Source organism: Psychrobacillus sp. FSL K6-4046 (assembly GCF_038624605.1).
In the GTDB taxonomy this organism is placed as follows: domain Bacteria; phylum Bacillota; class Bacilli; order Bacillales_A; family Planococcaceae; genus Psychrobacillus.
Genome location: NZ_CP152020.1, coordinates 617,331 through 637,083 on the forward strand (window position 1 = coordinate 617,331; position 19,753 = coordinate 637,083).

Below are 19,753 nucleotides of genomic sequence, written 5' to 3' on the forward strand. Positions count from 1 at the left end.
GGAATGATGAATAGCCTGTTATTGGCACTTCAATTCTTTACCATTATTCCGGTTAAAAAAAATCTGCCGATGGAAAAAAGAGAAATAACTGGGATGTATACTTTTTTTCCTTTGGTAGGAGTTGGCATTGGAGCAGTCGCTAGTTTGGCTCTCTATTTTGAATGGAGCCCCTTAATGACTGCATTTGTGATTGTCAGTCTGGGAATCCTACTGTCAGGAGGACTCCATATGGACGGCTTTATCGATACTTCAGATGCTTTTTTTTCCTATAGAGATTTAAAAAAGCGAATGGAAATTTTAGATGACCCTCGAGTTGGTGCTTTTGGTGTGATCGCTATTGTTTTGCTGATTGTAGGTAAAGTAATCATCATAGCCGAGGTGTTGTCTTCTGAAAGTTTTCATTGGATATTTATAGTGATTATTCCTGTCTTATCACGCATAGTTCTTGTGGCGCTATTTAGTACTACAGTAAATGCTAAAGAGAGCGGTCTGGCCCATTTCTTTAAGCAAAGGATTCATATTCCACTACTATTATCGTTAACAGCATGCTCATTGTTTATAGCCATTTGTTTAATTGGTCTAACGACGTATTGGCTTATTGCGATTACAATCTTAAGTGTGTTAGTCGTATTTAGCTGTGTATATCGTAGCTGGACGTTAAAGAATTTCGGGGGCATTACGGGTGACTTACTCGGTGCCAGCCTAGAGCTGACGGAGGTTATTTTATGGATGACTTTTTTACTGTTACTCTCATAAGACATCTTCCGACGAAAGGGAATGTTAACAAAAGATATATTGGTTGGACGGATGAGCCCATTATTTCTGATCTTAAGACCGTCCGAAAAATAGGGAAAGCTACAGAAGTGTTTGGGAGTGATTTACTTCGATGCCGCCAGACTGCCAATATAATTTTTGGAGATATTCCATATATTGAAAGTACTAATCTCAGAGAGTGCTCCTTTGGTAGCTGGGAAGAAAAAACATACGAGGAATTGAAGCATGAAGCAAAGTACCAGGCGTGGCTAGACGATTATGAATGTATTGCCCCACCAGGAGGGGAATCTCTACGACAGCTAGAAGTAAGGGTAACAAGTGGGTTTTGTGATGTTATAACTAGCTCTAATCATCCAATTATAATTACTCACGGTGGGCCTATTCGAGCATTGTTAAGTAAATTTGTAAATGACTCTAAAAAGTTTTGGGATTGGGATGTGCCCCATGGAAGCATGTATACACTGTGTTGGAAAGATAGACAAGAAGTACTGGAGGGAAAGCATTGCACGTCATATTCGGTGGAGCATTTAATGGAAAAAGAGCTTTTGTAGAAAAAAAGCTAGCTGGACGTCATGTTCAATGGATTGATGCAGGTGAAGAACTTCCTACTACATTATTTCTCGATAAAGAAATACTGGTGATAACAGGATTTGAGACCCTACAACAAGATCAGCTAAATATATGGTTTACGCATTTAAAGAAATGGGATGCGGAAAAAGAGGTTTATGTGATTGCTACTGAAATTGGAAGAGGGATTGTTCCGATGGAGGCTAGTATGCGGAAGCTTAGGGATGATGTGGGAAGATTTTATCAGCAGCTTTTTGCTGTTGCAGAGAGTGTTACACGTATTTGGTATGGTATTCCACAAACTATAAAGGGAGATGTTCACAATGAAAATTTACACTAAAACAGGTGACAAGGGACAAACAGGATTAATCGGAGGCAGAACAGATAAAGACGATATTCGAGTAGAGGCATACGGAACAATTGACGAAGTAAACTCATTTATAGGAAAAGCAGTGACAGAGCTAGACCCAACCAAATTTGCAGATCTTCTAGAGGATTTGGAAACGATTCAGCACGAGCTATTTGACTGTGGTGGAGATCTAGCAAACGTATCTAATCGCAGAATCTATAAAATGACAGATGAGGCAATCGAGGCAATGGAAAAACGCATTGATGTATTAGTAGAAGAAGGCCCAGTATTAGAGCGATTTATCCTTCCGGGAGGAACTCCAGCTGCGGCGACGCTTCATATTGCGCGTACTATTACACGTCGTGCAGAGCGATTAACTGTGACGTTATCTAAAACGCAAGAGGATGTACCTTCCGTTGTACAGCGTTACTTAAATCGTTTATCGGATTATTTATTTGCAGCAGCTCGTGTGGCAAACGTGCGGGAAAACGTAAGTGATGTTGAATACGTAAGAAGCGCAAAAGTGTTTAAAAACGTTGGAAGCGAGAAAAAAGAAGGGGAGTAATCTATATGAAGCTTCGACTATTAACACTTGCAGCCATGTTCGCAGCTCTTTGTGCAATTGGAGCGTTGATCAAGATTCCAGTGGGGATTGGAAGTGCGGCACTAGATACAGTGCCTGCACTTATTTCCGCTCTTTTTTTACCGCCAATGTATGCAGGAGCGGCTTCTTTAGTAGGTCATTTAGTCTCTTCCTTATCAGCTGGGTTCCCACTAGGTCCATTACATATCATCATAGCCCTGGAGATGTTTGTCATTCTATTTGTTTTTACAAAGCTCCATCAAAAGGGATATCACTTTTGGAAATGGGTTTTCTTTATCTTTGCAAATAGTGTGCTAGCCACTTTACCTTTCTACTGGATTATTTCACCTGCGTTCTTCATAGGTGCTTTACCGGGTATCACGCTGGCAACTATACTTAATGCTTCCATTGCTATGATTGTTTCTCCTGTTGTTGAAAAGGTAATCGAACGAGTGAAGACACATGCGTAATGCTATATTATTGCCAAATGGAATAGTACTAACCACGGATAATTCGGCAGCGATAGGTGAAAAGGAAAACGATGTGGTGTCTATATCAGATGAGGCAGTAGCCTACTTTGCCGCTCGAGTCTCTATCTTGGAGCAGTGGGCAGCTAGCGCGTACCCACAAACGATAGTGGTTCATAATTTTTCAGGGAATGACAGCTGGAACAAGTATATAAAAGGAATAAAGAAATTGTTTAATGAGATTGCAGAGGAATGTCCAACCATTACAGGTAGCAGCGAAACGAATATAGAAACCATGCAATCAGCCGTGGCTATTACGATGCTTGGTCAGCAACAGCTAAAACACGATCAAGATGTTCAATGGTATGCCTACGGAAAGCCATGTGTAGGGGAAGAGGTTATTAAAGAAGCAGACAAAATCGCAGACTTAAAAAAAGTTTGGGAGGCAATGAGGTCTGGATTGGTTCATGCTGTTTGGCCGGTCGGCTCTAAAGGAATAGCAGATGAATGTAAGCAACTAAAGCTCGAGTGCGATATGAAAGGCTGGGAAGTCCAAAAATCTGCAGGTCCAGCAACGACGGTACTAGTAGGTATTAATAGGGAGAGACAGCAGGAAGCAAAACTATACTTTGGCGAATACTTTCAAGCAATCATTTAGCTTACTTAGCCTTATAAAAAGCAGTCCATTTCCTAGTTGGAACAGACTGCTTTTTTTAGTGATTATAATATTACCCCTGAGATACATATGATGAATACCTTCATCCCCTGAGATCTTTATAAATAATTCCACATCATTTAATGTAAAAGTTCTTTCAAACCTAACTATATCTCCAATCTTTAAAGACATATAATCTCCCCCTTAAAAGAATATTATATTACTTGTATAGCCAAGTCTTACTGGATGGTACAACTCGTAAAATCTAATGGAAATGAAGCTATTTTTCTCGTCTTACGATTTTGGTATCTTTATCACTCCCAATTGAGGTATATTAAGAGACCGGTATCACCTTCAAAAGAAAGTTTCCGTAGAGCTTCAAGATGAGTTAATTTCTAGTACTCACTGCCGATAAAAGGAGGGTGATTACTATAGAAACATGGATTTTACGTTTATAGACACGAAAATGTAAAAGGAGATCAATTGAATGTTTGAAAATTATTTGGAAGAGGATATGGTCGTCATTCAAGGTGACTATGCTACTTCTGTTGTTATATTGTCCATTTTAATAGCCGTAATAGCCTCATATTCAGCCTTGACGATGAATGGAAGAGCGCAAAGGATTGGGTTTTTTCATCGAAATCTATGGTTAATGTTTGCTTCTATTGCTATGGGATTTGGAATATGGTCTATGCATTTTGTTGGGATGAGTGCATTCTCCTTGCCTGTCCATATGACATACAATGTTACACTGACTGTTTTATCTATTGTGCCAGCAATGGTAGCATCGTTTATTGCCTTTTATTTATCTAACCTGCCGAAAAGAGGGCTTTGGGTTTATATCCTAGCTGGAGTTTCGATGGGAGCTGGTATCTCTACTATGCATTATATGGGAATGTATGCCATGAAAATGGATATCTTTTATTCTTATAACTACTTAATATTTATAGTTTCTATTGGTATATCAGTGGCAATCTCGATGTTAGCCGTCTATATTTTTTCAAACCTGCAACTTTATATGAAAAATCGTTGGATTCAATTATCAACTGCTCTAATTATGGGTTTAGCAGTGTCTAGTATGCATTATACGGGTATGTCAGCAGTCACTTTTTATGTGCCTAGTGATTTTCATGCACACGCACTAGCACATGACATGGGGAATATAGGTGGTTTAGTTATCATTGTCACTGCAGGAATGGCGTTACTGCTTGGTATACTTTTTTTATTGGGTCAAATAGATCGTTATGTGGCGTACCACACGAATTTTTTTGATTCCTTTACAAAACTACCAAACCGGCGACTATTTGAGCAAGATCTTCGAAAGCATTTATTTCCGGAGTACTTAATCATATGGCAGCTTCATGGATTAGAGGAGCTCAATAAAGAATATAGTTATCAATTCGTTGATGAAGTGATTAAGCTAACAGCTCAAAGATTTCAAACAATGCGACCTCCATCCTCTGAACTATATAGAATTGAAGAGAACCGCTTCGCTTTTTTGATGAAGGATGTTAAGGAAAGCTCACATGTAAAAGAAGCTATGCAGAGAATTTCTGAATATCTACAAACGCCATTCTTTATTGATGGGGAAAAAATATATCTTTCTTCCGTTTGTGCAGTTGCAGAAGCTAACAATAAAACCGAGGCAGCAACCTTGTATGCTAACGCTTTAGCTGTTATCCGCCACTCCTCTACTAAGTTTGAAAATGAGGTAATATTCTTTGATCCAGCAATTCACACACATGCTTTTGAGCGTGAGATAGTGGATGGAATTGGTCGTGCCATTAAGATGGGGGAACTGTTCTTAGTCTATCAGCCGAAAGTTTCTCTTAAAGGGAATCAGGTGGAAGGGTTAGAAACCTTACTCAGATGGAACCACCCCATTCATGGGTTACTATCCCCGGCCTTGTTTATTCCTATACTCGAAGCACATAATCGAATGGAGAGAGTTACGGACTGGATAATTGAGGAAGTCTGTAAACAAATCGCAAGTTGGAGGGAAGAGGGGATCTCTTTTGGGCAACTTTCTATTAATATACCTGGAGACTATGTAACCTCACCAAAACTTCTCCAAGTACTCCAAGCTAATATGCGGAATTATGAGGTGTTAGCCTCTCAGCTGGAGCTTGAAATAACGGAAACGAGCTTTGTCAGAAACATAGAAAAAGCAATCCAAGCTGTCATCGCTTTTCGAAAGGAAGGGCTATCCGTAGCTTTAGATGATTTTGGCACAGGTGTTTCTTCTTTGTCCTATTTAAAAAAAATGCCTATTTCCACGTTAAAGATAGACAAGTCTTTTATAGATGAAATTCCGACATCAGAAAAGGATTCATCCATACTGGAAGCAATGATTGGGCTTGGTCAATCGCTAAAACTAACGATTGTGTTTGAAGGCGTAGAAACGAAGGAGCAAATAGAGTTCCTACGAAACACTTGCATCAAGCCGGTTGTACAAGGATATTATTACTCAAAGCCACAATCCAGTGAAGAAATAGTGTTGTGGAATCAAGTCCACTTAGCGACATCTAAAGGATTGGCATAGAAAGCATCGAGTGAGACTCGATGCTTTTTTCAAATTAGGAAAAGATAAGTTTTAGTGGCTAATCGATTCCGCTTTAAAAAGATGGGAGTTATTTCTGAGAAAGGCTAGTTTTTTTTAACACCTGATGGATATTAGAAAAGCTATCAAGAATATAATCCGCATGGATCAGCTCAGCTTCCTGTGAAAAATCAAACCGTACACCAATAGAGAGTAGATTGTTATCTGAAGCAGCCTTAATATCTGAGGAACGGTCCCCAACTACATACCCTCGCTTTACTCCATTCTCTTTCATGACTAACGACACTAATTCAGATTTATTCCCAGATTCAACTAAATCAATGCTATACATATCTTTTATCCACCTATTTAGAGTGTAATGCTCCATAATTGCCTCTAGATAGGCAGTTTGTCCATTACTTGCAATATACATGGGAAAATCCTTTGCAAGGTCCGCTAGAGTAGATTCTACACCCTCATATAATGCACCTCGATCGTTTTGAATCTGTTCGATAAGAGCCATTTGAAACAATTGATTACTCTCCTCACGAACTGCATCGCTATGAGCTGGACATAAAGTTTCCCAAACAACGGGTAAAGGTACCCCCATAATCTCTCTGTATGTGTCAATCGGAGTTTCGCCGCTCCACAGGCCTTTATTTCGCAGTTGCTCAAAAGTAGCCTCAAGAGCAGGCTCTAATATTAGGTTTGTTTGAAACAACGTGCCATCCATATCAAAAATAATTGCTCGATCCATTGGAACACATCCTTCCATTTAGTATTGATTACTAATCATGATCATTTCACCTTGATAATGACGCCGATTAGCATTGCTAAGATGCTTAATAGGTTAGGTTATCTAAAGCGTTATATTCGGAGTAGCGCCTATAAGTAATACACCATTAAGATTAAATCTGATTAATGTGAGGGGGGTCCTCTTTTATGGGGAGGTTTTGTGAGGTTATGGGCCATCTCAAGACTTTTATGGGTCACTTCTTCTAGATTTATGGGACGTTTCTTATAAGATTATGGGACACAGTATAACTTTAATGGGCGCTTTGAGAGTTTATGGGCCATCTCAAGACTTTTATGGGTCACTTCTTCTAGGTTTATGGGACGTTTCTTATAAGGTTATGGGACACATTAAAGACTTTTACGGGCGCTTTCCGAGTTTATGGGCCATATCAAGACTTTTATGGGTCACTACTTCTAGGTTTATGGGACGTTTCTTATAAGGTTATGGGACACATTAAAGACTTTTACGGGCGCTTTCTGAGTTTATGGGCCATCTCAAGACTTTTATGGGTCACTACTTCTAGATTTATGGGACGTTTCTTATAAGGTTATGGGACACATTAAAGACTTTTACGGGCGCTTTCTGAGTTTATGGGCCATCTCAAGACTTTTACGGGTCACTTCTTCTAGATTTATGGGACATTTCTTATAAGATTATGGGACACATTATACCTTTAATGGGCGCTTTGCGAGTTTATGGGCCATCTCAAGACTTTTATGGGTCACTTCTTCTAGGTTTATGGGACGTTTCTTATAAGATGATGGGACACATTATACCTTTTATGGGCGCTTTGCGAGTTTAGGTCACATTACTACTCTCTAATATTGCAGCATGCTTGGTGATTGAAGCGACAGGCGGCGACTCCTGGGGGAACAGCACGAGGGAGAGACTACAGGCTCGATCCGTGCCCCCAGGAAAGCGCCCGCCGAAAGCGAAAATCTGTGATTTCTAAATCTACTTAGATGTGAAGGTTATTATTAATCATTTATGTAAAACTCGATCCCAATATCTAAAATCCTTTCCCCATCCTATATGATTGAAGCGACAGGCGGCGACTCCTGGGGGAACAGCACGAGGGAGAGACTACAGGCTCGATCCGTGCCCCCAGGAAAGCGCCCGCCGAAAGCGAAAATCTGTGATTTCTAAATCTACTTAACAATGCGAGTTTCATTATTAAATTTATATCTATAATTCCTAAATACCATCTGCATTTAATATAATACTTTAACGCAAAGCCTAGAAGATTAAATTATTTTAAAAAAATAACATTTTTGAAAAGAATATATATTTCCCTATTGACTGAATGCTCATTCAGTTTTAATATTGTATTAATTCATATAATTCTATTATAATGTTATTCTATTAGTAATTAGGCACATCTTAGAGGGGGAAAAGGAATGAATCCATTGTTAATCGCAAACTGGGTGTTATTCATAGGTGTTGTACTGTATGCGGTATATCTATTTGTATATCTACTACGAACGAGATACGCATACATTAAATTGGGGAAAAAAGTTGAGTTTGAAGATAATGTGAAGGAAAGACTTCGCAAAATCTGGGTGTATGTATTTGGGCAAAAGAAATTATTAAAAGACAAGAAGAGTGGATCTATTCACGTCATGTTCTTTTATGGATTTATCTTAGTACAATTTGGAGCAATTGATTTTATCTGGAAGGGACTAGCACCTGATTCACATTTACCGCTAGGACCACTATATCCAGCATTTACATTCTTCCAAGAAATCGTAACATTAGTTATTTTAGTAGCAGTAATCTGGGCATTCTACCGCCGTTACGTAGAAAAGCTAGTTCGTTTAAAACGTGGATGGAAAAATGGCCTAGTACTGATTTTCATCGGTGGACTAATGGTGTCTGTATTAGTCGGTAACGGTATGGGAATGATTTGGCATGGACATGAGGCAACCTGGAGTGAGCCTGTAGCATCTGCTGTTGCAACCGTTTTCCAAGGGATACCTGAGGCAGCCGCAATCACTGTATTCTTTGTTATGTGGTGGATTCACTTATTGTTCCTATTATCATTCTTAGTTTATATACCACAATCTAAGCATTTCCATTTAATTACTGGACCTGCAAACGTATATTTTCACCGTCTAGATAAAGTAGGTAGACTACGTCCTATTAATTTTGAAGAAGAAGAGGACGAGGAAGCGGATGAAGAGGAAATGCCAGTCTTCGGTGTCGGTCGCGTCCAAGACTTTACACAAGCACAGATGATAGACTTCTACGCGTGTGTAGAATGTGGTCGTTGTACGAATATGTGTCCAGCGACAGGAACTGGTAAAATGCTTTCTCCAATGGACTTAATCGTGAAGCTTCGTGATCACTTAACATTTACTGGAGCAGTAGAAACGAAACAAAAACCATGGGTACCTTCATTAGCATTCCAAGGAACAAAAGGAAATCAACTAGCGATGGCAGCTGGTGCAGAAGGTGCAGTCATTGAAGATATTTACAGTCCTTCATTAATCGGTGATGTAATCACTGAGGAAGAGATTTGGGCTTGTACAACTTGCCGTAACTGTGAGGACCAATGTCCAGTTATGAACGAGCATGTAGATAAAATTATAGACCTTCGCCGTTATTTAGTAATGACAGAAGGCAAAGTAAACCCGGATGCACAACGTGCAATGACAAACATTGAACGTCAAGGCAATCCTTGGGGTCTTAACCGTAAAGAGAAAGAAAACTGGAGAGATGCTCGCCCAGATCTTCATATTCCTACTGTAAAAGAAGCTTCTAAAGCTGGGGAAGAAATTGAATATCTATTCTGGGTTGGGTCTATGGGATCCTTCGACAACCGTTCTCAAAAAATTGCTTTATCGTTTGCTCATCTGATGAATGAAGCAGGAGTGAAATTCGCAATTTTAGGTAACAAGGAAAAGAATTCTGGAGACACACCGCGACGTCTAGGAAACGAATTTATGTTCCAAGAATTAGCTGCAGCAAATATTAAAGAATTTGAAAAAGCAGAGATAACGAAGATTGTTACAATCGATCCTCATGCATATAATATTTTCAAAAATGAATACGGTGATTTTGGTTGGAATGGAGAAGTTCTTCATCATACAGAGTTACTATATGATTTAGTAATGGCGGGTCGCTTAAAACCTAAGCATGCGGTAAATGAAACAATTACCTTCCATGATTCTTGCTACTTGGGACGTTATAACGATGTGTATGATGCACCTCGTGAAATATTAAAATCGATCCCAGGAGTTCAGCTAGTAGAAATGGCGCGTAACCGTGAAAACGGGATGTGCTGTGGCGCTGGTGGAGGCTTGATGTGGATGGAGGAGCATGTTGGTAACCGCGTAAACGTTGCTCGTACAGAACAAGCGTTAGAAGTAAAACCAACCGTTATTTCTTCTGGATGTCCGTACTGCTTAACGATGCTGTCAGATGGTACGAAAGCGAAAGAAGTAGAAGATACAGTAGGAACATATGATATTGCTGAGCTTCTAGAAAAATCCATCTTCGGTGAGTCAGTGACTGAAATAGAAGAGGTTAACGAAGAACAGAATGTTCAATAATAATTGCAATCACAAATTACTTTAAGTAAACTTAAACTAATGAGGAAGGGAGTGGAAATACTCCCTTTTCTTAACATTATTAATCGAGCGAGCGTTCAGTCAGTGCTATTTTATTTAAATAATCTTGAAAGCGTATACAAATCAAAGGGGTGACTGTATTGACGAAAACAGTAATTTTGGATGGGGCACGTACAGCTTTTGGTAAGTTCGGTGGAGCACTTAGTAACTTAACAGCTTCCGATTTGGGAGGAGTTGCTATAAAGGAAGCACTTGTAAAAGCAGGTGTAAATCCTGAACAAGTGGATGAAGTAATTATGGGAACGGTCCTACAAGCCGGGCAAGGTCAAATTCCTTCTAGACAGGCAGCTAACAAGGCTGGAATTCCTTGGAATGTTCAAACAGAAACGATTAACAAAGTATGTGCTTCTGGGATGCGAAGCGTAACGATGGCAGACCAAATTATTCGTTTAGGGGACGAAGAGGTAATCGTAGCTGGGGGAATGGAATCTATGTCCAACGCTCCATACTATTTGCCGAAAGGTAGATTTGGTTTAAGAATGGGCGATGGCCAAATGGTCGACGGAATGATTTACGATGGTCTTTCTTGTTCATTCCATCCGAAGCGTGTTCATATGGGAACTTACGGAAATTCGACTGCTGAGACGTTTGAGTTATCACGTGAAAAACAAGATGAATGGTCATACAGAAGTCACAGCCGTGCGTTGAAAGCGATTGAATCTGGAATATTTGCAGAAGAAATTGTTCCGGTTGAGATTCCCCAACGGAAAGGTGATCCGATTGTTGTGACTCAGGATGAGGCTCCTCGGACGGATACTTCTGTTGAATCACTTGCTAAGCTGAAACCTGCATTTGGTAAAGAGGGCACTATTACAGCTGGAAATGCACCTGGGGTAAATGATGGTGCTTGTGCACTTGTACTGACAAATGAAGATAAAGCAAAAGAGCTTGGAAAAGAGCCACTAGCATATATAGTTAGCCACACTGCCATTGCAATTGAGCCAGAAAACTTTCCACAAACTCCAGGACTTGTTATTAACAAGCTACTTGAGAAAACAGGGAAATCTATTGAAGACATTGATTTGTTTGAAATTAACGAGGCTTTTGCGGCAGTTGCGTTAGTGAGCAGTCAAATTGCTGGTTTATCAGAGGACAAAGTGAACGTGAACGGTGGGGCTGTTGCATTAGGTCATCCAATTGGAGCATCTGGTGCACGAATTATACTTACGCTTGCGTATGAATTGAAGCGTAGAGGGGGAGGCATCGGAATAGCTGCCATCTGTTCAGGTGGAGGCCAAGGAGATGCCATCATGATTGAAGTTCCAAAAACAGGGGGAAATCTAGCATGAACATTCAAAAGGTAATGGTAATAGGCGCAGGGCAAATGGGTTCTGGGATTGCACAAGTCTGCGCACAGGCAGGCTATGAAGTGAAGCTAAATGACAGAGAAGAAAAATTCTTTGAGCGAGGCTTTCAAACAATCTCCAAAAATCTTTCTAGAAATGTAGAAAAGGGAAGAATGACCGAGGACGACAAACAAGCGGTTTTAAATAAAATCAGTAAGTCACTATCAATTAACGATGCAAATGATGTAGATCTTGTCATCGAAGCAGCTGTAGAAAACATGGAAATCAAACAATCTATTTTTAAACAACTAGATGCTATTGCACCAGCTCATGCTATTTTAGCAACGAATACGTCATCACTTCCAATAACAGAAATTGCAGCAGCTACCAATCGTCCAGAACAAGTAATTGGCATGCATTTTATGAATCCAGTTCCCGTGATGAAGCTCGTTGAAATTATTAGAGGACTTGCAACGAATGATGAAGTTTATGCAGCGATTGAGGAAATGACGAAAAAGTTAAGTAAGGTTCCTGTTGAAGTAAATGACTTCCCAGGATTTGTTGCAAACCGTGTATTAATGCCAATGATCAATGAGGCAATTTATACATTATACGAAGGGGTAGCAACGAAAGAAGCAATCGATGATGTCATGAAGATGGGCATGAATCATCCAATGGGACCTCTACAGCTAGCAGACTTCATCGGTTTAGATACTTGCTTGTATATCATGGAAGTGCTTCATGAAGGATTTGGTGACAGCAAGTATAGACCATGTCCGTTATTGCGTAAATACGTGAAGGCTGGATGGCTAGGGAAGAAAACTGGAAGAGGCTTCTATATTTACGAATAACCAACAAAGGGGATTTATTAATGGAGTTAACATTCACTGAAGAGCAGCTAATGATGCGCAGCATGGTTCGTGATTTTGCAAAAGCCGAAATAGAGCCTTTTATTGAACGGATGGAGCAAGGGGAGTTCCCTCGTGAAATTATAAAAAAAATGGGTGAGCTAGGTTTAATGGGGATCACGATACCAGAGAAGTACGGTGGATCGGAGATGGACTTTACTAGCTATGTGATTGCCATCCATGAATTATCCAAGGTAAGTGCGGTTGTAGGGGTTATCCTTTCCGTACATACATCCGTAGGGACGAACCCAATTCTTTACTTTGGTAATGAAGAACAAAAACAGAAGTACATCCCAAAGCTTGCATCTGGCGAGTATCTTGGAGCATTTTGCTTAACAGAGCCATCTGCTGGGTCAGATGCAGGTGCTCTTAAAACGAAAGCAGTCAAAAAAGACGATCATTATGTGCTGAATGGATCCAAGGTGTTTATTACAAATGGTGGAGAGGCAGATGTTTACATCGTATTTGCTTCGACGGATGCTTCGCAGGGCTCTCGCGGAATCTCCGCCTTTATCGTGGAGAAAGACACACCAGGATTTATCATTGGAAAAGACGAACACAAGATGGGCTTGCATGGATCGAGAACAGTCCAAATCACCTTCGAGGATATGAAAATTCCAGTAGAAAACCTTCTTGGAGAAGAGGGCGAGGGCTTTAAAATTGCTATGGCCAACTTAAACACGGGACGTATTGGAATTGCAACTCAAGCTCTAGGTATAGGCGAAGCTGCTTTCGAAGCAGCGGTAGGATATGCAAAGGAACGCGTCCAATTTGGTAAGCCAATTGCTGCAAACCAAGGAGTCGGGTTCAAGCTTGCAGACATGGGAACAGCAGTTGAGGCAGCTAGATTACTAGTTTACCGAGCAGCCAATATGCGAGATAGAGGGCTTCCTTGTGGGAAAGAAGCGTCGATGGCTAAGCTATTCGCTTCTAAAACAGCGGTAGACGTAGCAATTGAGGCGGTTCAAGTATTTGGCGGCTATGGATACACAGAGGATTATCCAGTAGAACGCTACTTCCGAGATGCAAAGATTACCGAAATTTACGAGGGTACAAGTGAAATCCAACGAATCGTTATTAGTAAGCATTTGATGAATTAAGAGAGAACGAATATAGCAGACAAAAATAAATACGACAAAAAGGCGGAATGTACAAATGAATTTTCAACTAACAGAAGAGCATGAAATGATTCGTAAAATGGTACGTGACTTTGCTGTGAATGAAGTAGCACCAACAGCTGCTGAACGTGATGAAGAGGAGCGTTTTGATCGTGAAATTTTCGACAAAATGGCAGAGCTTGGACTAACAGGAATTCCGTGGCCTGAAGAGTACGGCGGAATTGGATCGGATTATTTAGCTTACTGTATCGCAGTAGAAGAGCTGTCACGAGTTTGTGCATCTACAGGAGTAACGCTTTCTGCACACACATCTTTAGCTGGATGGCCAATATTCAAATATGGAAATGAAGAGCAAAAGCAAAAATATCTTCGTCCAATGGCAGAAGGAACAAAAATTGGTGGTTACGGACTAACAGAAGCAGGGTCTGGTTCCGATGCAGGTGGCATGAGAACAACTGCTAAATTAGATGGAGATCATTATGTGCTAAATGGCTCTAAAATATTTATTACAAACGGTGGGATTGCAGACATTTATGTAGTGTTTGCTGTTACAGATCCAGAATCTAAGCATAAAGGAACAAGTGCATTTATCGTAGAAGCTGGATTTGAAGGATTCTCAGTTGGGAAAAAAGAGAAAAAGCTAGGAATTCGTTCATCGCCTACAACAGAAATCATCTTTGAAAACTGCCGTGTGCCTAAGGAAAATCTATTAGGTCAAGAAGGCGAAGGATTCATCATCGCTATGAAAACGTTAGATGGCGGTCGTAACGGTATCGCTGCTCAAGCGGTTGGTATTGCTCAAGGTGCTTTGGATGCTTCCGTTAGCTATGCAAAAGAGCGCGTACAGTTTGGTAAGCCAATCGCTGCAAACCAAGGTGTTTCCTTTAAGCTAGCAGACATGGCCACATCGATTGAAGCTTCACGATTACTTACTTATCAAGCAGCTTGGTTAGAGTCTAATGGACTTTCCTACGGGAAGGAATCTGCAATGGCTAAGCTAATGGCTGGAGATACAGCTATGAAAGTTACAACAGAAGCAGTGCAGGTATATGGTGGATACGGGTATACGAAGGACTATCCAGTGGAACGTTTTATGCGTGATGCTAAAATAACTCAAATTTATGAGGGTACACAAGAAATTCAACGTCTTGTTATCTCTCGTATGCTTACTAAGTAACATGGACAAAAAACACGAAGTATTGACCTCTGTAAAGGACGGAAACTTAATTGAAAAAAGACGTCAGCAAATGATTCGAGCAGCTGTCACTTTATTCAAACAAAAGGGCTTTCACCGTACTACTACAAGAGAGATTGCGAAGGAAGCGGGCTTTAGTATAGGCACGCTTTATGAATATATCCGCACCAAAGAGGATGTACTCTATTTAGTTTGCGATAGTATTTATCATGAGGTTCATGGAAGGCTTTCAGAATTTCAGCCTGAAAAAGGCACGACGATGGAGGATTTGAAAAATGCGATATATCACTATTATGGGGTGATAGATGATATGTCGGATGAGTTTGTCGTCATGTACCAGGAATCCAAATCGTTACCAAAAAAAGCACTCGAATATGTATTAACGAAAGAGCTAGAAATGGTGGATATCTTCCATAAAATCATGGTTGGCTGTATGGAGGCTGGGGAGCTGAAGCTAACTGCGGAGCAGGCTAAACTCTATGCTCATACCTTGGCTGTCCAAGGGCAAATGTGGGCATTTAGAAGATGGGCCTTGCGCAAGGAATTTACCATCGAGCAATTTACAGATCTACAAGTGCAGTTATTACTCAGTGGGATGGGTAAAGCGAAGGACGTTCTTTAAATTAGTCCAGGGTTTGGAATAAATGTTCACACAAACAAGGAGGAACAACATGTCTAAGGTAGAAGTATATCGTCCAAAAAATCATGTTCGTTTTGTAACGGCGTCGAGTCTTTTTGACGGTCATGATGCATCCATCAATATTATGCGCCGCATTTTACAGGCGAGCGGAGCAGAGGTGATCCACCTAGGCCACAATCGTTCGGTTGAAGAGGTTGTTAATGCTGCTATACAAGAGGATGTTCAAGGGATTGCCATCTCTTCCTATCAAGGAGGACATGTCGAGTATTTTAAATATATGAAGGACTTACTTGCCGATAGGGGAGCACCTCATATTCGTATATATGGTGGTGGCGGTGGAGTAATTATCCCAAAAGAAATTAAAGAGCTGCAGGAATATGGTATTTCCGGAATATTTTCACCTGAAGACGGTCGAAAGCTAGGACTGCAAGGGATGATCAACAAAATGCTAATGGAGTGCGACGTTCCAACAGATCCTTCAGGAGCAAAAGAAACAATCGAGAAAGTTACAACTGAAAATCCGGAGGTACTCGCTCATCTGATTACACTAGCAGAAGAGGCACATCACACCAAGGATTCCGAAACAAAGAGTATGCTTGAGCTGGCACAAGGCCTGTCTAAGAATACTCCGGTGCTAGGAATCACGGGTACAGGTGGTGCAGGGAAAAGCTCCTTAACGGATGAATTGATCCGTCGCTTTCTTCAGGAATTGCCAGATAAAAAGATAGCAGTTTTATCGATTGACCCTACAAAGCAAAAAACTGGTGGGGCTCTGCTTGGAGACCGTATCCGTATGAATGCTATTTTCAATAAACGAGTATTTATGAGAAGCTTAGCTACTCGTGGATCACGGACAGAATTATCAGGCGCAATTGCAGATGTATTAGATGTTGTGAAGGTTGCCGGCTATGATCTGATTGTTGTAGAGACAAGTGGAATCGGTCAAGGGGATGCCGAAATTACGAATGTTTCTGACCTCTCTATGTATGTCATGACTAGTGAGTTTGGAGCACCGTCTCAACTAGAAAAAATTGATATGATTGACTATGCAGACTTAATCGTTATCAATAAATTCGAACGAAAAGGCTCTGAGGATGCATTAAGACAGGTGCAAAAGCAGTATCAACGCAGCCGGGAGCTATGGGATGTGGAGCTGGACAAAATGCCAGTTTACGGTACAATTGCTAGCCAGTTCAATGACAAAGGCACTAACTCATTATTTGCAGCGTTAATCGATACGCTGAATAAAAAATTGGGCACAGATTGGGCAACATCTTATGATCAGTTTGTGAAAACGCAAAAGCAAAATGTCATTATCCCTAACGATCGCAGGTACTACCTTCGTGAAATTACGGACACAGTTAGAGGCTATCATAACAAGTCTCAAGAGCAGGTAGAGTTTGCAAGACGATTGTTCCAACTAGAGGGTGCAATTGATGAGGTTAAGAAAAAAACAGCAGACGATGCTTTAATTCAATCATTAGAATCTCTAGCCGAGGGCATTAAAGATGAATTAACGGCAGAATCAAAACGTATTCTAGACAACTGGCAGGCACTAAAAGATGCGTATGCAGGCGATGAGTTTGTCACAAAAATTCGGGATAAAGAAATTCGTACAATTCTACGTACGGAAAGCTTGTCTGGCTTGAAAATCCCAAAAGTCGCTCTACCGAAATTTGTCGATTACGGGGAGATTTTGAAATGGGTTTATAAAGAGAATGTACCAGGATCGTTCCCTTATACTGCAGGGGTGTTCCCTTTCCGTAGAGAAGGAGAGGACCCTAAGCGTCAGTTTGCAGGAGAAGGAACTCCAGAGCGTACTAACCGTCGTTTCCATTATTTATCTAAGGATGACGACGCAAAGCGATTGTCTACAGCGTTTGACTCCGTAACGCTTTACGGAGAAGATCCTGATTATCGTCCAGATATTTACGGCAAGGTCGGGGAATCTGGTGTTAGCATTTGTACATTAGAGGATATGAAAAAGCTATATGCTGGCTTTGACTTATGTGCGCCATCCACGTCTGTGTCGATGACCATCAACGGTCCAGCTCCGATTATTTTAGCAATGTTTATGAACACGTCAATTGACCAGCAGGTACGCCTAAAGGAAGAAGAGCTAGGTAGAACATTGACGGTAGAAGAATTCACTCATGTGAAGGAAGCAACATTGCAAGTCGTTCGAGGTACCGTGCAGGCAGACATCCTAAAAGAAGATCAAGGACAGAATACGTGTATCTTTTCGACAGAATTCGCACTTCGAATGATGGGGGACATCCAACAATACTTTATTGACCATAAGGTTAGAAATTACTATTCTGTTTCTATTTCTGGTTACCATATTGCAGAGGCAGGGGCAAATCCTATTTCCCAGCTGGCATTTACGATGGCAAACGGTTTTACGTATGTAGAGTATTATTTAAGCCGTGGGATGAATATTGATGAATTTGCACCTAATCTATCATTCTTCTTCTCAAACGGGCTAGATCCAGAATATACGGTGATTGGTCGCGTTGCCCGTCGTATATGGGCTGTGGTTATGCGTGAAAAGTATGGGGCAAATGAGAGAAGCCAGAAGTTAAAGTACCATGTACAAACATCGGGAAGAAGTCTTCATGCCCAAGAGATAGATTTCAATGATATACGTACAACGCTTCAGGCCTTGATGGCATTGCAGGATAACTGTAACTCGCTCCATACAAACGCGTATGACGAGGCAATCACCACTCCTACAGAGGAATCTGTACGTCGTGCCATGGCTATCCAGATGATTATTACAAAAGAGCATGGTTTATCGAAAAACGAAAACTCTTTACAAGGCTCCTATGTAGTGGAAGAGCTGACTGACCTTGTAGAAGAAGCAGTTCTAATGGAATTTGATCGGATCAATGACCGTGGTGGTGTTCTTGGAGCCATGGAAACTCAGTATCAGCGTGGCAAAATTCAAGAAGAGTCTATGTATTATGAGATGAAGAAGCATACAGGGGAACTTCCGATTATAGGAGTTAACACCTACTTAAATCCAAACCCTGCTTCTGAAGATGATATAGACAATATGGAACTTGCCCGTGCATCCAAAGAGGAAAAAGAAACTCAAATAAATAATTTAAGAGACTTCCAAGCTAAGCATGAAGCTAAAGTGGAGCATGCTTTAGAGCGCTTGAAGCAAGTTGCAATGAGTGGTGGCAATATCTTTGAAGAGCTCATGAGCACAGTCCAAATTGCTAGCTTAGGTCAAATTACTAATGCTCTTTATGAGGTCGGCGGTCAATATCGAAGAAATATGTAAAAATATTAGTGTCTCTATGTATATTAGAGGCACTTTTTTATTATATTTTTTGTATAATGTATATATAAAGTCGTAGAGGAGAAGTGTGATGAAAAAGCCTGTTCAAATTATGGTTATAATTGTTCTCCTTTTAACGACAGTTTGGTTGTATAATAAAAGACTCGCTTCCATACCGTTACTCTTGCTTTCTTTTTATTTATTTTCTATAGTTGGTAGGAAAATATCTCTTTTCAAAAAGAATAAATGAATGTAGCATATAACTTAATTGTTTGTATATAATGGAAAGTATGCAAGCGGACATAGAAAGGACGTGCACGATTTGAATTTTCGTGAAATGACAACAGCACAATTACAAGAAGAATCACTAATAGATCTTGGATTTGCCATACTAGAAGACAAGAAAAATTCTTTAACATTAACAGAATTATTTGATGAGATTCAAAAGTTGAACGGCTTTACAGATGAAGAGATGGCAGATCGTAAGCCACAATTCTATACAGACATGAATATTGATGGACGTTTCCTAGCAATTGCTGAAAACCAATGGGGCCTTAGAGAGTGGTATCCAGTGGAACAAATTGAAGAAGAAACTGCTCCAACTGTAAAAGTACGTAAGAAGAAAACAAAAGCAGTAGATGATTTAGACGATTTGGATGATTTGGATGAGGATGAAATTATCTTTGAAGAAGAATTCGATGAATTTATTGAAGATGACGACGATGACGATGATGACGACGATGACGATGATGTAGTAGCAATCGATTTCGTGGAAGCGGAAATTGATGAAGTAGACGTAATCGAGGAAGATTTAATCGACGAAGACGATGAAGACTTTGAAATCATTGATGATGAAGATCTAGATGATGATGAAGAATTAGACGAAGAAGAATAATTCTTGACTTCTACTAGCAAACGCTATAAGATTTTATTGGGCTCTTTTTGAAGAGACATACTCATG

General features: G+C 40.3%; 16 protein-coding genes and 1 pseudogene. 15 read left to right on the forward strand and 2 right to left on the reverse strand.

The features are described 5' to 3' along the window. Nucleotides 1–3 precede the first annotated feature (3 nt). From cobS to MKY09_RS03070, 6 genes are read left to right on the forward strand one after another with little or no spacing between them, the layout of a single operon-like run. Nucleotides 4–756 (forward strand): adenosylcobinamide-GDP ribazoletransferase, encoded by a 753-nt coding sequence (gene cobS, locus MKY09_RS03045; protein ID WP_342567550.1) that lies wholly within the window; start codon nt 4–6, stop codon nt 754–756. Continuing rightward, a complete protein-coding gene (locus MKY09_RS03050) occupies nt 726–1,325 on the forward strand; it encodes a histidine phosphatase family protein (protein ID WP_169361187.1) in 600 nt (199 codons plus the stop codon). The genes cobS and MKY09_RS03050 overlap by 31 nt, the downstream gene beginning before the upstream one ends. Continuing rightward, complete coding sequence (locus tag MKY09_RS03055; RefSeq protein ID WP_342567551.1) at nt 1,277–1,681, forward strand: bifunctional adenosylcobinamide kinase/adenosylcobinamide-phosphate guanylyltransferase; 405 nt, start codon at nt 1,277–1,279, stop codon at nt 1,679–1,681. The genes MKY09_RS03050 and MKY09_RS03055 overlap by 49 nt, the downstream gene beginning before the upstream one ends. Then, a complete protein-coding gene (locus MKY09_RS03060) occupies nt 1,665–2,255 on the forward strand; it encodes a cob(I)yrinic acid a,c-diamide adenosyltransferase (protein ID WP_169361189.1) in 591 nt (196 codons plus the stop codon). Before MKY09_RS03055 ends, MKY09_RS03060 begins: the two co-directional genes overlap by 17 nt. Before the next feature lie 5 nt (nt 2,256–2,260). Next, complete coding sequence (locus tag MKY09_RS03065) at nt 2,261–2,743, forward strand: ECF transporter S component (protein ID WP_251552263.1); 483 nt, start codon at nt 2,261–2,263, stop codon at nt 2,741–2,743. Then, nucleotides 2,736–3,398 (forward strand): hypothetical protein, encoded by a 663-nt coding sequence (locus MKY09_RS03070; protein WP_342567552.1) that lies wholly within the window; start codon nt 2,736–2,738, stop codon nt 3,396–3,398. Before MKY09_RS03065 ends, MKY09_RS03070 begins: the two co-directional genes overlap by 8 nt. A gap of 87 nt (nt 3,399–3,485) precedes the next feature. On the opposite strand, the pseudogene MKY09_RS03075 reads toward MKY09_RS03070, so the two are convergent. Next, nucleotides 3,486–3,587, reverse strand: a pseudogene (locus MKY09_RS03075) (enoyl-CoA hydratase); the annotation flags it as partial. Nucleotides 3,588–3,882: 295 nt separating this feature from the next. Here MKY09_RS03075 and MKY09_RS03080 point away from each other — a divergent pair. Continuing rightward, on the forward strand, nt 3,883–5,937 hold the full coding sequence (locus MKY09_RS03080; RefSeq protein WP_342567553.1) for an EAL domain-containing protein: 2,055 nt from the start codon (nt 3,883–3,885) through the stop codon (nt 5,935–5,937). 88 nt (nt 5,938–6,025) lie between these two features. Here MKY09_RS03080 and MKY09_RS03085 read toward each other — a convergent pair whose 3' ends face one another. Continuing rightward, nucleotides 6,026–6,691: an HAD hydrolase-like protein gene (locus MKY09_RS03085; protein WP_342567554.1), complete on the reverse strand. Its 666-nt coding sequence runs from the start codon at nt 6,689–6,691 to the stop codon at nt 6,026–6,028. 1,436 nt (nt 6,692–8,127) lie between these two features. Here MKY09_RS03085 and MKY09_RS03090 point away from each other — a divergent pair. From MKY09_RS03090 to rpoE, 8 genes are all read left to right on the forward strand, one after another. Further along, a complete protein-coding gene (locus MKY09_RS03090; protein WP_169359437.1) occupies nt 8,128–10,281 on the forward strand; it encodes a (Fe-S)-binding protein in 2,154 nt (717 codons plus the stop codon). Nucleotides 10,282–10,439: 158 nt separating this feature from the next. Further along, nucleotides 10,440–11,648, forward strand: coding sequence for an acetyl-CoA C-acetyltransferase (locus MKY09_RS03095; RefSeq protein ID WP_342567555.1), 1,209 nt, complete (start codon nt 10,440–10,442; stop codon nt 11,646–11,648). Beyond that, a complete protein-coding gene (locus tag MKY09_RS03100; RefSeq protein WP_298468189.1) occupies nt 11,645–12,496 on the forward strand; it encodes a 3-hydroxybutyryl-CoA dehydrogenase in 852 nt (283 codons plus the stop codon). Before MKY09_RS03095 ends, MKY09_RS03100 begins: the two co-directional genes overlap by 4 nt. A 20-nt stretch (nt 12,497–12,516) precedes the next feature. Continuing rightward, nucleotides 12,517–13,653: an acyl-CoA dehydrogenase gene (locus MKY09_RS03105; protein ID WP_342567556.1), complete on the forward strand. Its 1,137-nt coding sequence runs from the start codon at nt 12,517–12,519 to the stop codon at nt 13,651–13,653. 55 nt (nt 13,654–13,708) lie between these two features. Next, on the forward strand, nt 13,709–14,848 hold the full coding sequence (locus MKY09_RS03110; protein WP_169359441.1) for an acyl-CoA dehydrogenase: 1,140 nt from the start codon (nt 13,709–13,711) through the stop codon (nt 14,846–14,848). Between the two features lies 1 nt (nt 14,849). After that, nucleotides 14,850–15,488, forward strand: a complete 639-nt coding sequence (locus MKY09_RS03115) for a TetR/AcrR family transcriptional regulator (RefSeq protein WP_298468197.1) — start codon at nt 14,850–14,852, stop codon at nt 15,486–15,488. A gap of 49 nt (nt 15,489–15,537) precedes the next feature. Then, a complete protein-coding gene (gene icmF / locus MKY09_RS03120) occupies nt 15,538–18,795 on the forward strand; it encodes a fused isobutyryl-CoA mutase/GTPase IcmF (RefSeq protein ID WP_342567557.1) in 3,258 nt (1,085 codons plus the stop codon). Between the two features lie 319 nt (nt 18,796–19,114). Beyond that, a complete protein-coding gene (gene rpoE, locus MKY09_RS03125; RefSeq protein WP_298468203.1) occupies nt 19,115–19,687 on the forward strand; it encodes a DNA-directed RNA polymerase subunit delta in 573 nt (190 codons plus the stop codon). The last annotated feature ends 66 nt before the right edge of the window (nt 19,688–19,753 follow it).